The 14,375-nt window shown below is 64.2% G+C and carries 14 protein-coding genes; 12 read left to right on the forward strand and 2 right to left on the reverse strand.

Annotated features, from left to right (window positions below; translation table 11 throughout):
* The first annotated feature begins 79 nt into the window (after positions 1 to 79).
* From MAFF_RS27790 to MAFF_RS27800, 3 genes are read left to right on the forward strand one after another with little or no spacing between them, the layout of a single operon-like run.
* Complete coding sequence (locus tag MAFF_RS27790) at positions 80 to 910, forward strand: ABC transporter ATP-binding protein (RefSeq protein ID WP_010914333.1); 831 nt, start codon at positions 80 to 82, stop codon at positions 908 to 910.
* Positions 907 to 1,734: an ABC transporter permease gene (locus tag MAFF_RS27795; RefSeq protein ID WP_010914334.1), complete on the forward strand. Its 828-nt coding sequence runs from the start codon at positions 907 to 909 to the stop codon at positions 1,732 to 1,734. The genes MAFF_RS27790 and MAFF_RS27795 overlap by 4 nt, the downstream gene beginning before the upstream one ends.
* 33 nt (positions 1,735 to 1,767) lie before the next feature.
* Positions 1,768 to 2,778 (forward strand): ABC transporter substrate-binding protein, encoded by a 1,011-nt coding sequence (locus MAFF_RS27800; protein WP_010914335.1) that lies wholly within the window; start codon positions 1,768 to 1,770, stop codon positions 2,776 to 2,778.
* 37 nt (positions 2,779 to 2,815) lie between these two features.
* Here MAFF_RS27800 and MAFF_RS27805 read toward each other — a convergent pair whose 3' ends face one another.
* On the reverse strand, positions 2,816 to 3,241 hold the full coding sequence (locus tag MAFF_RS27805; protein ID WP_080511954.1) for a hypothetical protein: 426 nt from the start codon (positions 3,239 to 3,241) through the stop codon (positions 2,816 to 2,818).
* 101 nt (positions 3,242 to 3,342) lie between these two features.
* Here MAFF_RS27805 and MAFF_RS27810 point away from each other — a divergent pair, with 101 nt between their 5' ends.
* The 7 genes from MAFF_RS27810 to pldH all read left to right on the forward strand — a co-directional run bounded on the left by MAFF_RS27810 (position 3,343) and on the right by pldH (position 10,893).
* Complete coding sequence (locus MAFF_RS27810; protein ID WP_044549415.1) at positions 3,343 to 4,371, forward strand: putative B6 ABC transporter substrate-binding protein; 1,029 nt, start codon at positions 3,343 to 3,345, stop codon at positions 4,369 to 4,371.
* 78 nt (positions 4,372 to 4,449) lie between these two features.
* Positions 4,450 to 6,018: a putative B6 ABC transporter ATP-binding protein gene (locus MAFF_RS27815; protein ID WP_032928954.1), complete on the forward strand. Its 1,569-nt coding sequence runs from the start codon at positions 4,450 to 4,452 to the stop codon at positions 6,016 to 6,018.
* Entirely contained in the window at positions 6,015 to 7,112 is a 1,098-nt protein-coding gene (locus tag MAFF_RS27820; protein ID WP_044549417.1) for a putative B6 ABC transporter permease subunit 2, read from the forward strand. Before MAFF_RS27815 ends, MAFF_RS27820 begins: the two co-directional genes overlap by 4 nt.
* A 3-nt stretch (positions 7,113 to 7,115) precedes the next feature.
* Positions 7,116 to 8,051, forward strand: a complete 936-nt coding sequence (locus MAFF_RS27825; RefSeq protein ID WP_010914340.1) for a putative B6 ABC transporter permease subunit 1 — start codon at positions 7,116 to 7,118, stop codon at positions 8,049 to 8,051.
* A 47-nt stretch (positions 8,052 to 8,098) separates the two neighbouring features.
* Positions 8,099 to 8,905: a 4-pyridoxolactonase gene (gene pldA, locus MAFF_RS27830; protein ID WP_010914341.1), complete on the forward strand. Its 807-nt coding sequence runs from the start codon at positions 8,099 to 8,101 to the stop codon at positions 8,903 to 8,905.
* Between the two features lie 25 nt (positions 8,906 to 8,930).
* A complete protein-coding gene (gene ppaT / locus MAFF_RS27835) occupies positions 8,931 to 10,109 on the forward strand; it encodes a pyridoxamine--pyruvate transaminase (protein WP_044551453.1) in 1,179 nt (392 codons plus the stop codon).
* 37 nt (positions 10,110 to 10,146) lie between these two features.
* Positions 10,147 to 10,893 (forward strand): pyridoxal 4-dehydrogenase, SDR-type, encoded by a 747-nt coding sequence (gene pldH / locus MAFF_RS27840; protein ID WP_010914343.1) that lies wholly within the window; start codon positions 10,147 to 10,149, stop codon positions 10,891 to 10,893.
* 73 nt (positions 10,894 to 10,966) lie between these two features.
* Here the strand turns inward: pldH and MAFF_RS27845 are convergent, their stop codons facing one another.
* Entirely contained in the window at positions 10,967 to 11,929 is a 963-nt protein-coding gene (locus MAFF_RS27845) for a dihydrodipicolinate synthase family protein (protein WP_010914344.1), read from the reverse strand.
* Between the two features lie 108 nt (positions 11,930 to 12,037).
* Between MAFF_RS27845 and MAFF_RS27850 the strand changes: the two genes are divergently transcribed.
* Together MAFF_RS27850 and MAFF_RS27855 are read left to right on the forward strand one after the other, a co-directional pair.
* Positions 12,038 to 13,078 (forward strand): proline racemase family protein, encoded by a 1,041-nt coding sequence (locus MAFF_RS27850; protein ID WP_010914345.1) that lies wholly within the window; start codon positions 12,038 to 12,040, stop codon positions 13,076 to 13,078.
* A gap of 51 nt (positions 13,079 to 13,129) precedes the next feature.
* A complete protein-coding gene (locus MAFF_RS27855) occupies positions 13,130 to 14,368 on the forward strand; it encodes a serine hydrolase domain-containing protein (protein WP_244420637.1) in 1,239 nt (412 codons plus the stop codon).
* Positions 14,369 to 14,375: the final 7 nt, after the last annotated feature.

Raw genomic sequence — 14,375 nt, forward strand, 5'->3', positions numbered from 1 at the left:
GCCGCCGCGGATGCCAAGGGCGCCTTCGCGGACCGGACGGTGCGGTTGAGGCTGATGGCAGCGAATGGAGTGGCAAGCCATGCGCGTTGAAACCATTCGAGCAGCCGGCGGCCGGCCAGCCCATATCCGCCATGACGACCTGATCTCCGCCAAGGGTGTGTCGGTGGTCATGGCCAAGCAACTGGTTCTGCAGAATATCGATCTTTCGGTGCCGAAGGGATCGTTTGTCTCCCTTATTGGTCCCTCCGGTTGCGGCAAGAGCACTTTGCTCAAGGTCCTGGCCGGACTTGTCAATCCGACGAGCGGCAACGTTTCGATTGCCGGGCTTTCGCCGGTCGAGGCGGCGCGCAAGCGCATGATCGGCCTCGTCTTCCAGGACGCCAACTTGCTTCCCTGGAAGAACGCCGTCGACAACGCATCGATGCTGCTTAGCATTGCCGACAAATCGCTCTCGCGCGCCGAGTTGCGGGCGCGCGGCCAGGAGATGCTGGAACTGGTGGGGCTGGGCGACAGCGCCCACAAGCGCCCCCATGAATTGTCCGGCGGCATGCGCCAGCGCGTGGCCATCGCGCGAGCCCTGGCGCTCGATCCGGCGGTGCTGCTGATGGACGAGCCGTTCGGCGCGCTCGACGCCATTACCCGCGATGCGATGGGCCAGTCGCTGCTGGAGATCTGGCAGCGCACCGGCAAGACCATCGTGCTCGTCACCCATTCGATAGATGAGGCCATTCACCTGTCGCGCCATGTCCACGTGCTGGGGATCAAGCCTGGGCGGATCACCGAAAGCCTCGACATTGGTCTGCCCTATCCGCGCGACCTGACGGTCACCGAGGATCCGGAGTTCGTCAGGCTCGTGGTTCAACTGCGCACCATGCTGCGCGCCAGCCATCAACCGGGAGGTGCGTCGTGAGCGATCAACCCATCACCAATCTCTCCGAGTCGCGACCCGAGTCGCGGTTTGCCTCGAGCTGGGGCGCGGCGACAGGCAGCTGGCTTCCGGCGGTCATCCTTCTGCTGGTGACGATCGTGGTGTGGGAAGCCGTGGTGCGGATTTTCGCCATATCCGCCTTCATCATTCCCGCCCCGTCCGAGATCGCGCAATCGCTGGTCGCGCAATGGGGAACGCTTATGCAGGCGACGCTGGTGACGGCGGGCGAGATCCTGTTCGGGTTCCTTGTCTCTGTCGTGGTCGGCATTGCCATTGCCTTGGTCATCGTACGCTTCGACTGGCTGGGGCGAGCGCTCTATCCGCTGGTGGTGCTGTTCCAGAACGTGCCCAAGGTGGCACTGGCGCCGATCTTCATCCTCTGGTTCGGCTATGGGCTCGCGCCCAAGATCGGCCTGATCCTGGTCATCGCCTTCTTCCCGGTGACCTTGTCGATGCTGGCGGGCATGCAGTCGGTCGATCGCTCGCTGCTGTCGCTGATGAATTCGGTCGGCGCCAGCCGCACGCAGATCCTGTTTAGGATTCGCGTTCCGCATTCGCTGCCCAACCTGATGGCTGGCACCAAGATCGCCGCGACGCTCAGCGTCATCGGCGCCATCGTCGGCGAATTCGCCGGCGCCTCGGACGGGCTCGGCTACGTCATCCAGTTCGCCTCGACCCAGCTCGACACCGCGCTGGTCTTCGCGGCCCTGCTCCTCGTTTCGGTGCTGGGCATCGCCTTCTACTACGCGGCCGAAATTCTCGAACGCATCGTGGTGCCGTGGGCGCCGAAATTCAGCCAGTCCTAGGTCAGCTCTCAATCAACAAAAAAGGGAACAAAAATGCTCAGACGCTCACTCATCAAGGCAGCCACGCTTGCGGCCTGTGTCGCGACACTCGGCTTTTCGAGCGCGGCCCTGGCGGCCGACAAGGTCAACGTCCAGCTCGACTGGGTGGTGCGCGGCAACCATGCCATGTTCTTCGTCGGCAAGGAAAAAGGCTTCTTCGCCAAGAACGACATCGACGTCGCCGAGATCCGCAAGGGATCGGGCTCGCCGGACGCCATGCGGCTGGTGGGCAATGAGAACGCGGATTTCGGTTTCGGCGATCTTCCCACGCTCGCCGTCGCGCGGTCGCAGAATGTTCCCGTCGTGGCGCTGGCCGCCGTCAACCAGCACTCGCCGCTGGGCATCATTTCGCTTGCCAAGACGTTGAAGCTGGCAAAGCCGTCCGATCTCAAGGGTCTCACCATCGGCATTCATCCTGCCGGTTCAACCTACATCTTCTTCAAGGGCTTCCTGGCGGCCAATGGCCTGACCGAGAAGGACATGACGCTGAACAGCGTCTCGCCGCCCTATGAAAGCTATCTGCTTCTGGGCAGGGTCCAGACGGTGGTCGGCTATGTCGACGCCGAGGTTCCCGAACTAGAGGCCAAGGCCGGCGGTCCTGGTTCGCTCAGCATCATGATGGGTTCGGACCATGGCTGGAAGGCCTATGGCTCGGGCCTGTTCACCTCGCAGAAGATGATCAAGGACAAGCCCGAAATCGTCGCCCGCTTCGTCAAGGCGTACAGGGAGGCCTTCGACTATGTCGTGGCGCACCCCGAAGAGGCAGCCGAGATCACCGCCAAGGCCGCACCCGGCTACGCCGACAAGAAGGATGTGCTTCTGGCGCAGATCAACGCAGACATCGCGTCGACCTTCACCAGCCCGGACACCAAGGAACACGGCCTCGGCTGGATGACGAAGACGCAGTGGGAGGAAACGCTGAAGACGCTCACCGATCAGGGCGTGCTCAAGGCGGCCCTGTCGGCGGACGACGTCTTTACCGACAAATTCCTGGCCAAGGAATAGGCCGCGCTATGTCGCGAGCCAACGGATCGATGAGCGCCTACCGGCACGCCAGCGTGTCCTGCTCCACGCCGCAGGACACAGTGCGTGCTCCCTTGGCCGCGCCGGTGCGGTCAAGCGTGATTTGCACCCGTGTGGCGTATGCGCGGCCCGACAGGCCGCACCACAACCGCTCGACCGGCAGGTTCTCGCGCTTGTCGTTGAGGATCGTGAACGTGCCGGTCTTGGCGTCGAACCAGAGCTCGACGCGGGCGCTCTCGCCCGGCTCGACCGTCGCGATCCCTGCCGAATACCAGTGGGCGAAGTCGGCATTGCAGGACAGTGCTTCCTTGCCCGCATTCGAAATCGTCAACGGCACCATGTCGAGCCCGTCGGTGCCCTTGCGGACGATGACATGGTGCAACTCGACCGCGTTGGCGAAGGATGTGAACGCCAGCGCCACCGGAAGGACATAACGAATCTTCACTTTGCTCGATCTCCATGGGTAGATTTTCATCGGGCAGTCTATCTCGCTTGTGCGCAATAACAACAAGAATATTGATTGGCAAATCAAACAGAGAGGGTAACATGTTAAAGATTCTTAAAAGCAGTGTAAGTGCAGTTATACTGAGCAGCATCTTGCTGGGTGGCGCGCTTGCCGGAGAAGTCAAGTCGATCGCCATCCTGACGCCCGAAGAAGGCACCGACTACGGCTGGAACCAGCAAGGCATCGACGCCGCCAAGGCGGCGGGCAAGGCCGCTGGCGTCGAAGTGGTCGTGGCCCAGGGCCTCGGCTATGGCGACGTTCGTCCGACCTTGCGCGAACTTGCGTCCGACGGCGCCAGCCTGCTGATCGCCCACGCCAGCGGCTACAACACCTCGGCGCCTGAAATCGCCAAGGAGTTGAAGGTTCCGGTGGCGATCGTCGACACGCCGAACGGGCTGGAGAAGGGCCTCGTCGCCGACTACACGCTGAGCGGCCACCAGGGCGCCTATCTCGCCGGCCGTCTCGCCGCCAAGATGTCGCGCTCGAAGTCTGTCGGGATCGTCGTGTCGGGCGAACCGCCATCATGGAATTCGCAGTCGGCGGCTTTCGCGCAAGGCGTGAAGGCGGAAAACCCGGACGTCAAGATCACCTATGCGGTGATCGGACCTGCCGCCTACAGCGATGCGGCCGGCGGCAAGCGCGTCACCGAAAGCGTGATCGCATCGGGGGCCGACATCATCTTCGGCCAGGGCAACGGTTCGAGCTTCGGTATGCTGCAGGCGGTCGAAACGACCAAGGCAGCGGATGGCGGCAAGGTCTATTTCATCGACGTCATCGGTGACAAGTCGCCGATCGACAAGGGCTTCCTGCTGTCGTCGGTGGTGTGGAACATCGAGCCGGTCTACGCGGCGATGATCGCCGACCTGAAGGCCGACACGTTCGGCACCAAACACTACACGATCGGCCTCAAGGACGACTCGGTGAAGCTGCTGAAAACCGCTGCCATTCCGGACAATGTCTGGACGGAAATCCAGACGCTGCGCGAAGACGTCATTTCCGGCAAGATCAAGGTCGATCCGGTCTATGACGCGGCCGCCGTCAGGGCGCTGATGACCAGCGTCGCCCAGTAAGGCGATGACGGGTCAACTGCCGGAGGGGTGATCTGTTCGCCCCTCCGGCTGATTACCATTCTTTGGTGCAGGGCTTTCATGAGCGGTTCTTCTTCATCGTCCGTTGCCGGGCGCGACATCGTCGCGCTTGAAGGCGTGACCAAGCGGTTTCCCGGCATTGTCGCCAATGACAGTGTCGACCTGTCGATCCGTCCCGGCGAGGTGCATGTGCTGCTCGGCGAGAACGGCGCGGGAAAATCCACCTTGATCGGCATGCTGTCAGGCCTGCAGCAGCCGGACGAAGGGCGCATACTGGTCGACGGCAAGCCAACGCCGATCACTTCGCCGCGCCATGCGCTGGCGCTGGGTATCGGCACTGTCTTCCAGCACATGATGTTGGTGCCGACGCTGACGGTGGCGGAAAACCTCTTGCTTGGCGGACCCTGGTGGCAACGCCCCAGGACCGAGGAGCTTGAGGCGCGCGTCGCCGAGATCACCCGAAGTCTCGGCATCACGGTGAAGCTGCATGCCAAGGTGTCGGAGCTTTCGCTCGGCGAGCAGCAGCAGGTTGAAATCCTGCGCGCCATGGTGCGCAACAGCCGGCTGCTGATCCTTGACGAGTCCACCTCCATGTTGACGCCGAAAGGCATCGACGAACTGGGCGCGCTGATGCGCCGCCTCGTCGAGCAGGGTCTGGCGATCGTCTTCATCACCCACAAGCTCAAGGAGGCGGCGGCCTTCGGCGACCGCATCTCGGTGCTGAAGCTCGGCCGCAAGGTTGGCGAGATTCCGCCCGAGCGGTTTCGCGCGCTGGACGAACAGGCGATCATCTCGGAGATCGTGGAACTGATGTTCGGCAAGCAGAAGGACGATCCGGAAGCTGTCGGGCGCCCGGTCCGTACAGTCCAGGCCGAAGCGGCGCCGCTGCTCCAGGTCGTGGATCTGGCGGTCGCGCCGACGGACAATGCGCCCGGCCTGTCGTCGATCTCCTTCGACATCCGCCCGGGCGAGATCCTGGGCATCGCCGGCATCGACGGCAACGGACAGAAACAGCTAGCCGAAGCGCTGGCCGGCCAGCGCGCGGCGACCAGCGGTTCGGTGCGGCTGGAGGGCGTCGCCATCGAGGCGCTGAGCGTCGGCGAACGCCGTCGGCGCGGTCTGCGCTACCTGACCGACGACCGGCTCGGCGAAGGCACTGTCGGCACCTTCCCGGTTTCGATCAACTTCTTCCTCAAGCAGGTCGGCGCTGCGCCGTTCTGGCGCCACGGCGTCGAGCAGCGTGGCGAGATCGACAGGCGCGCCGTCGAACTCGTACGCGAATACGACGTGCGCACGCCAAGCCTGAAGACGCCGGTCGCCCGGCTGTCCGGCGGCAACATCCAGAAGGTGCTGCTGGCGCGCGAACTGGCCGAAGGCGCCAAGGTGGTGATCTTCAACAAGCCGACCTATGGGCTCGATCTCGCCAACACATTGGCGTCGCGCCAACGCATCCGCGATACGGCGGCGCGCGGCCTTGCCGTGCTGCTCATCTCCACCGACCTCGAGGAGTTGCTTGTTATGTGCGACCGCGTCGCCGTCATCGCCAGCGGAGCGCTCGTCGGCACCGTCGAGAACACCGACGATGCGCGCACCAGGATCGGCCGCCTGATGATCGGACTTGCCGCATGAGCATCGACACCGCGCCCACAGCCAGTGCCACCGCACTCGATGCGACGAGCGCGGCGGCGACACGCCGCGACATCCTGCATCGGCTGCTGATGACGCTAGGCCCGATCCTCATCGCCCTCATCATAGCAGGCTGCATCCTGCTTGCAGTCGGCGTCGACCCGCTCGCCTATTACGGCTTCGTGCTGGAGAAAGGACTGTTCTCGCCGCTCGGTATCCAGCAAACGCTGACGCGGATGGCGCCGCTGCTGTTTCTTGCCGCCGGCCTGATCGTCGCCTTTCGCGCGGGCATGTGGAATCTCGGTGGCGACGGCCAGTTCCTGCTTGGCGCGGTGACGGCGGCGGCCAGCGCGCCCGTACTCGTTCAGATCATGCCGTCCTGGCTGGCGCTGACCTTTTCGTTCTTCATCGCCATGGCGGTGGCGATGATCTGGTCGCTGGTGCCGGCTCTTCTGCGTGCCTATCAGGGCGTCAACGAGATCATCACCACGCTGATGATGACGTTCCTCGGAACCTCGCTCGCCAATGTTCTGGTCAAGCTCATGTTTCGCGACCCCAGCACGACCGTGCCGCAGACGCGTACGCTGCCGGTGGAAGACCGGCTGCCGCGCCTGTTCGAAACGACCATCACCAGCGGCCTGCTGCTCGGCCTGGCGGCGATCATCATCGTGCATCTGGTGATGACGCGCACGGCGTTCGGGCTGAAATTGCGGATCGTCGGCGCCAATCCGCGTGCAGCGGTCCATTCGGGGCTCGGCGTGCCCGGCCTGACCGTCGCCGTCTTTGCCATTTCGGCCGGGCTTGCCGGCCTCGCCGGCGCCGTCGACATCATCGGGGTGCAGGGCAATGTCCGCGCCGACTGGAATCCCGCCTACGGGCTTGCCGTCATCCCGGCCGTGTTCCTCGCCCGCATGAACGGCTTTGCCGCCATCGGTTTCGTGTTCCTGCTCTCGGTGCTGTCGATCGGCGGCGAGAGTGCGGCCCGGCGGCTCGGCGTGCCCAATCATTTCACGCTGGTGCTGGTCTCCATCGTGCTGATCGTGCTGGCGCTCGCCGAATATGTCGACCATCGCCACAACCAGTCGAGAAAGGCTTAGGGCATGACCGGGCTCTTCAGCGAAGTCTTTCTCAGCGCGCTGCTGTTCGGTGCCGTCACCGCGGCGATCCCGCTGCTGCTGGCCGGCCTCGGCGAGCAGATGTCGGAAAAAGCCGGCGTGCTCAACATCGGCATCGAAGGCATGATGCTGGCCGGCGCCTATCTCGGCTTCGTCGGCGCGTTCTATTCCGGGTCGCTATGGCTGGGGTTCCTTACCGGTGCCGCCGGCGGCGTCGCCGTGGCGTTGATCATGGCGCTGCTTTGCGTGTGCATCGGGCTGAACCAGATCGTCATCGGCATCGCGCTGACGCTCGGCCTCGAAGGCCTGACGGCGCTGCTTCATCATTTCCAGTTCTCGCGCAGCTATCCCCGCCTGCCGGCGGCGGAGGCCACTGTCATTCCCTTGCTGTCGGATATCCCTGTCGTCGGGCCGGCCCTCTTCAAACACCATCTGATCGTCTATCTGGCGGTCGCGCTGGTGTTCGGCATGGGCTACCTCTATCGGCGCACGCAGCTCGGCCTCAACCTGCAGGCAGCGGGCGACAAGCCGGCAGCACTCGACGTCGCCGGTATCGACGTCATCAGGACCCGGACCATCGCGGTGCTGACGACCGGTGCGCTGGCCGGGCTGGGCGGCGCCTATCTCGCCAATGTCGGTGCGGGCCTGTTCATTCCGTTCATCACCAATGGCGCCGGCTTTCTCGGCATCGTGCTGGCCATGCTGGCGCGTGGCCGTCCGGTCTGGGTGCTGCTCGGCGCGTTGCTGTTCGGCGTCTGCCTGTCGCTGACGACGGCCATGCAGGTGGCCGGCATCAACATACCGACCGACGTCATCCAGATGCTGCCGTTCCTGGCGGTGATGATCATGCTGGTGCTGTTCGGCCGGCGTGCCAGCCTACCGGCGGCACTTGGCATTCCATACGAGCGCGGCGCGCGCTGACCACAATCAGATGCGCGGAAGGGACCCGCGCCAAACAGGAGGCAAGAATGTCGGATACAAAGGTCTACCTGCTCGACGGCGGCTCGCTCGTTCTCGACGGCTATCACGTGTTCTGGAACCGGGGCCCTGGTGGCGAAGTGCGCTTCCCCGTCTATTCGATCCTGATCGAGCATGCCGAGGGCCGGTTCCTCATCGACACCGGCTACGACTACGATCACGTCATGAAGGTGCTGCCCTTCGAGAAGCCGATCCAGGAAAAGCATCAGACCATCCCCGGCGCGCTTGGCCTGCTCGGGCTCGAGCCCAGGGATATCGACGTCGTCGTCAATTCGCATTTCCATTTCGACCATTGCGGCGGCAACAAGTATTTTCCACACGCCAAGAAGATCTGCCATCGCTCGGAGGTGCCGCAGGCCTGCAATCCGCAGCCTTTCGAACATCTCGGCTATTCCGACCTGAGCTTCTCGGCGGAGGCCGCCGAAGCCCGCGGCGCGACCGCGCAACTGCTGGAAGGCACGACGCGCGCCAACTCGACCTTCGAGGGCATCGACGGCGACGTCGATCTCGCCAGGGGCGTGAAGCTGATCTCGACGCCAGGCCATTCGATCGGCCACTACAGCCTGCTGGTCGAATTCCCCAGGCGCAAGCCGATCCTATTCACCATCGACGCCGCCTACACCCAGAAGAGCCTGGAGACGCTGTGCCAGGCAGCTTTCCACATCGACCCGGTAGCGGGCGTCAATTCGATGCGCAAGGTAAAGAAGCTCGCCGAGGACCATGGCGCCGAGCTGATGTACTCGCACGACATGGACAACTTCAAGACCTACAGGACCGGCACGCAATTCTACGGCTGATCGCCGCCAATCCGGAGACAAGATGATGCGCTATCCCGAACATGCCGATCCGGTCATCACCCTGACCGCGGGGCCGGTGAACGCCTATCCAGAAGTGTTGCGCGGCCTCGGCCGTACGGTGCTTTATGATTACGATCCTGCATTCCAGCTCCTTTACGAGAAGGTGGTCGACAAGGCGCAGAAGGCGATGCGGCTGTCGAACAAGCCGGTCATCCTGCATGGCGAGCCGGTGCTCGGCCTCGAAGCGGCGGCGGCGTCGCTGATCTCGCCCGACGACGTTGTGCTCAATCTTGCCTCGGGCGTCTACGGCAAGGGCTTTGGCTATTGGGCGAAGCGGTACTCGCCGCATCTGCTCGAGATCGAAGTGCCCTATAACGAGGCGATCGATCCGCAGGCGGTCGCCGACATGCTCAAGGCGCATCCGGAGATCACCGTTGTGTCGGTCTGTCATCACGACACGCCGTCGGGCACCATCAATCCGATCGACGCCATCGGCGCGCTGGTCTCGGCGCATGGCGCCTATCTGATCGTCGACGCGGTCTCGTCCTTTGGCGGCATGAAGACGCATCCCGAGGATTGCAAAGCCGATATTTATGTCACCGGCCCCAACAAATGCCTGGGCGCCCCTCCCGGCCTCACCATGATGGGCGTCAGCGAGCGGGCCTGGGCCAAGATGAAGGCCAACCCCCTGGCGCCGCGCGCATCGATGCTGAGCATTGTCGACTGGGAAAATGCCTGGTCGAGGGACAAGCCGTTTCCGTTCACGCCGTCGGTCTCGGAGATCAACGGGCTCGACGTCGCGCTCGATCTTTACCTCAATGAGGGACCGGAGGCGGTATGGGCGCGCCATGCGCTCACCGCCAAGGCCATGCGAGCGGGCGTCACCGCGATGGGCCTGTCGGTCTGGGCCGCCAGCGACAGCATCGCGTCGCCGACCACCACCGCCGTCCGCACCCCCGATGGTGTCGACGAGAAGGCGCTTCGCCAGGCCGCGCGTGCCCGTTACGGCGTGGTGTTTTCGTCGGGGCGGGGCGAGACGTTGGGGAAGCTGACGCGCATCGGCCATATGGGGCCGACCGCCCAGCCGATCTACGCGATCGCGGCGCTGACGGCACTTGGCGGCGCCATGAACGCGGCCGGCCGGAAACTCGCAATCGGCAAAGGCATCGAGGCGGCGCTGGCCGTAATCGACGCCGACGCCTGAACAGACATCACCAGATCACGGATTGAGGGAGCATTTCATGACTGAACGGCTTGCGGGAAAGACGGCCCTGGTTACCGGCGCCGCACAGGGTATCGGCAAGGCGATCGCGGCGCGGCTTGCCGCCGACGGGGCGACCGTCATCGTCAGCGACATCAACGCCGAAGGCGCCAAGGCGGCCGCCGCGTCGATCGGCAAAAAGGCGAGGGCGATCGCCGCCGACATTTCCGATCCGGGCTCGGTCAAGGCACTCTTCGCCGAAATTCAGGCTCTGACCGGAGGCATCGATATCCTGGTCAACAATGCCAGTATCGTGCCGTTCGTCGCCTGGGACGATGTCGATCTCGACCACTGGCGCAAGATCATCGACGTCAATCTGACCGGCACCTTCATCGTCACCCGCGCCGGCACCGACCAGATGCGCGCGGCGGGCAAGGCCGGGCGGGTGATCAGCATCGCCTCCAACACCTTCTTTGCCGGCACGCCGAACATGGCGGCCTATGTCGCGGCCAAGGGCGGCGTCATCGGCTTCACCCGCGCGCTGGCCACGGAACTCGGCAAATACAACATCACGGCGAACGCGGTGACGCCCGGCCTGATCGAGAGCGACGGCGTCAAGGCGAGCCCGCACAACGAGGCATTCGGCTTCGTCGAGATGCTTCAGGCGATGAAAGGCAAAGGACAGCCGGAACATATCGCCGATGTGGTTTCGTTCCTGGCTTCCGACGATGCGCGCTGGATCACCGGCCAGACGCTGAATGTCGACGCCGGGATGGTCAGGCACTAAGTCGGATAGTGGCTGCTCAGCCTCGCAATGCAACCGGCGGCCGTACTATGGCCGCCCGTCGCACTTGCCGGGCTCAGGCTGCAGACCTTGCAATCACGCCGGGTTGCCTCGACCATTGGGCATACCAGCTGTCGAACAATTTGAGCTGCGCCTCGGCGTAGCCGCGCTGGCTGTCGGTCAAGGCATCGGTCTCGTTGAAGTGCAGCTTGTACTCGGGATTACCCTTCAGCACCATCATGTGCTTGAAATAGAGCACCAGGTCTGGGCCTTCGTCGAAGGAGGACAGCACGGCGAGCGCAGCGTCGAGCTCCAGCGCGCGCTGGCGGGCTTCGACGTCGCCCTTGGCCGCCGCCTGGCTCAAGCCCACAAGGTGCAGCACCTCCTTTGGCAGCACGTTGCCGATGCCGGTGATGGCGCCGGACGCGCCGCAATTGACGAAACCGTGGAAGACGGCGGTGTCGACGCCGATCATCAGCGCGACCTCATCGTCGCGGCTGGTGATGTTTTCCGCCGCGTAGCGCAGGTCCGACGGGCCGCCGAACTCCTTGAAGCCGACCAGGTTCGGATGTTCGGCGCGTAGCGCGAAGAACAGGTCCGCACGCGTGGCAAAGCCGTAATAGGGGCTGTTGTAGATGACCGCCGGCAGGCCGGGCGCGGCGGCAAGAATTGCCTTGAAATGATGGCGCTGCGCCGTCACCGAAGGCCCGCGCGACAAAACACGCGGGATCACCATCAGGCCTCGCGCGCCGACCTTCTGGGCATGCGCCGCGTGCGCCACGGCCTTGGCGGTGTTGACCGCGCCGGTGCCGACGATCACCGGCACGCCGGCCTTCACCAGGCGCTCGACGCCTTCCATGCGTTGCTCGTCGGTCAGGAGCGGCCAGTCGCCCATCGAGCCGCAATAGACGACGGCCGACATGCCGGCGGCTATCAGCTCTCGTCCCTTGCGTACCAGCGCGTCGAAGTCGGGCTGACGGTCCTGCGTGCATGGGGTCATCAACGCCGGCATGCAGCCGGAAAAAACATTAGCAGTCATTTCGGATTCTCCTTGAGGCTTGCACGCGGATTGATCAGTTTGTCCCGAAGCGGCACGGCTTGCCAAGCAAAATAGTCGTGGCCGCGAGGGACCAACGCAGGAACAGCAATGCGCAGCAAAACCAGCATTCGTGTCGTCGGCTGCCATGCCGAAGGTGAAGTCGGCGATGTCATCATCGGCGGTGTCCTGCCGCCGGCTGGCCGCACGATGATGGACAAGATGATCACGATGGAGCGCGATCATGACCATATCAGGCGCATGCTGATCTGCGAGCCGCGCGGCAGCGTCGCGCGCCACGTGAACCTGCTCGTTCCCTCGACGCGGGAGGATTGCGCCGCCGGCGCCATCATCATGGAGCCGACGGAATATCCGCCGATGTCCGGTTCCAACACGATCTGCGTCGCCACGGTGCTGCTGGAGACCGGCATGGTACCGATGCAGGAGCCCGAGACACGCTTCAAGCTCGATATGCCGGGTGGCGTCATCGAGGTGCGCGCGCAATGCCGCGACGGCAAATGCGTCTCGATCACCTTGCGCAACGCACCGGCCTTTGTTGACCGCCTCGATGCCAGCATCGAGGTCGAGGGGCTGGGCACGCTCACCGTCGACATCGCCTACGGCGGCATGTTCTACGCCATCGTCGATGCCAAGGCGCTCGGCTTCTCGATCGCTCCCGACGAAGCGCGCGAGCTGGCGGTGGCCGGCGAGAAGATCAGGCGGGCCGCGCGCGAGCAGCTCGATGTCGTCCATCCGCAATTCGATCATGTGCGCGGCGTGTCGATCGTCCAGTTCGCCATGCCGTTCCAGGGGCCGGGCAATGTCACGCGCAACACCTGCATCGTCTCGCCGGGCCGCTCCGACCGCAGCCCGACCGGAACGGGTACATCGGCCCGCATGGCCGTGCTGCAGGCACGCGGCTTGATGGGTGTTGGCGACGTGTTGATCCATGAATCGATCATCGGCTCGCGCTTCACGGGCAGGATCGTGGAGCTGGCCGAAATCGCAGGACGCAAGGCGATCGTTCCGGAGATCACCGGCCGGGCCTGGATTACCGGCGAGCACAGCTACTATCTCGATCCGACGGATCCATACCCTCAAGGCTACGTGCTGTCGGATACCTGGGGCACCTCCACCTCGGTGAAGCAGTAGGCCTGAGCCGGCCCATCGATTGCCTTGGTGCCATGATTTTCGGGTCGCATCATGTGGGCGACGATCTTGAATGTCGGCAATTCGCTGGACTGCTGGGTTCCCGCCGAGCCAGAATGGTCGACGGCGGCATTCCCGTCATATCAGCCTGGTGAGAGTTCACGCATGAACATGGATGGTATCTGCGATCCGCGCTTTGGTGCCGTGCGCGCGGCATTCGCCGAGTGTTTCGCCCAAGGGCTGGAACATGGCGGGGGCGTATCCGTCGTCGTCCACGGCAAGACCGTCGTTGACCTCTGGGGCGGTCATGCCGATGCCGCGCGAACCCGTCCGTGGCGGCAGGACACGCTGATCAATGTCTGGTCCTCCACCAAGGGCGTCGTGGCGCTGGCGATCGCAATGTTGGTCGAGCGCGGCAGGCTGGACTATGCCGCACCCATTGCCCGCTACTGGCCTGAATTCGCGGCCGGCGGCAAGGAACACATCACGCTCGACCAGGTGATGTCGCACCAGGCCGGGCTGAATGGTCTTGCCGTGCCGATGGACGAAGCGGGCCTGTTCGCGTGGACGCCTTTTGTGGACGCGCTTGCGGCCATGCCGCCACTCTGGGAGCCCGGCAGCCGCTGCATCTATCACGCCCTTACCTACGGCCACCTTGCTGGCGAAGTGCTGCGCCGCGTCGACGGGCGAAGCATCGGCCGCTTCATCGGCGAAGAGATCGCGGGCCCGCTTGGAGCTGACTTTCATGTCGGTCTGCCGGATCGTGAGGATTCCAGGGTCGCCGAGATGATCGAAGGCCCCGGCGCTTCGGACTGGGTCGATTTTGTCCGCGCCTCGCCCTTTCCCCACGCAAGCGACAATCCGGCGCCCCGTGCATTGGCCCCCAACGACCGCGTCTGGCGCGCCGCCGAGGTGCCGGGCGGCAACGGCCAGTCGACGGCGCATGCACTGGCCCGTATTTACGGCATGATGGCAGCCGGTGGCGTCTGGGAGGGCCATCCACTGATCGGGCGCGCGGCAATCGAAGCGGCGGCGCGTCAGCGTGTTCGCGGCACGGATGAAAGCTTCGCCGCACCGGCCGCCTTCGCCGCCGGCTATCAGATGGAGGATCCGGTCTATGCCGGCCGCGCGTCGCCGCAAACCTTCGGCCACACCGGCTGGGGCGGCGCCATCGGCTTTGCCGATCCCGGTGCCGGCATCGGTTTCGGCTACGTCACCAACCGCATGCTGGGTTTTGACGACATGGACCCACGCCGCAAGATGTTGATCGACGCCGTCTACGACTCGCTCTGACTGAATG

The organism is Mesorhizobium japonicum MAFF 303099, assembly GCF_000009625.1.
GTDB lineage: Bacteria > Pseudomonadota > Alphaproteobacteria > Rhizobiales > Rhizobiaceae > Mesorhizobium > Mesorhizobium japonicum.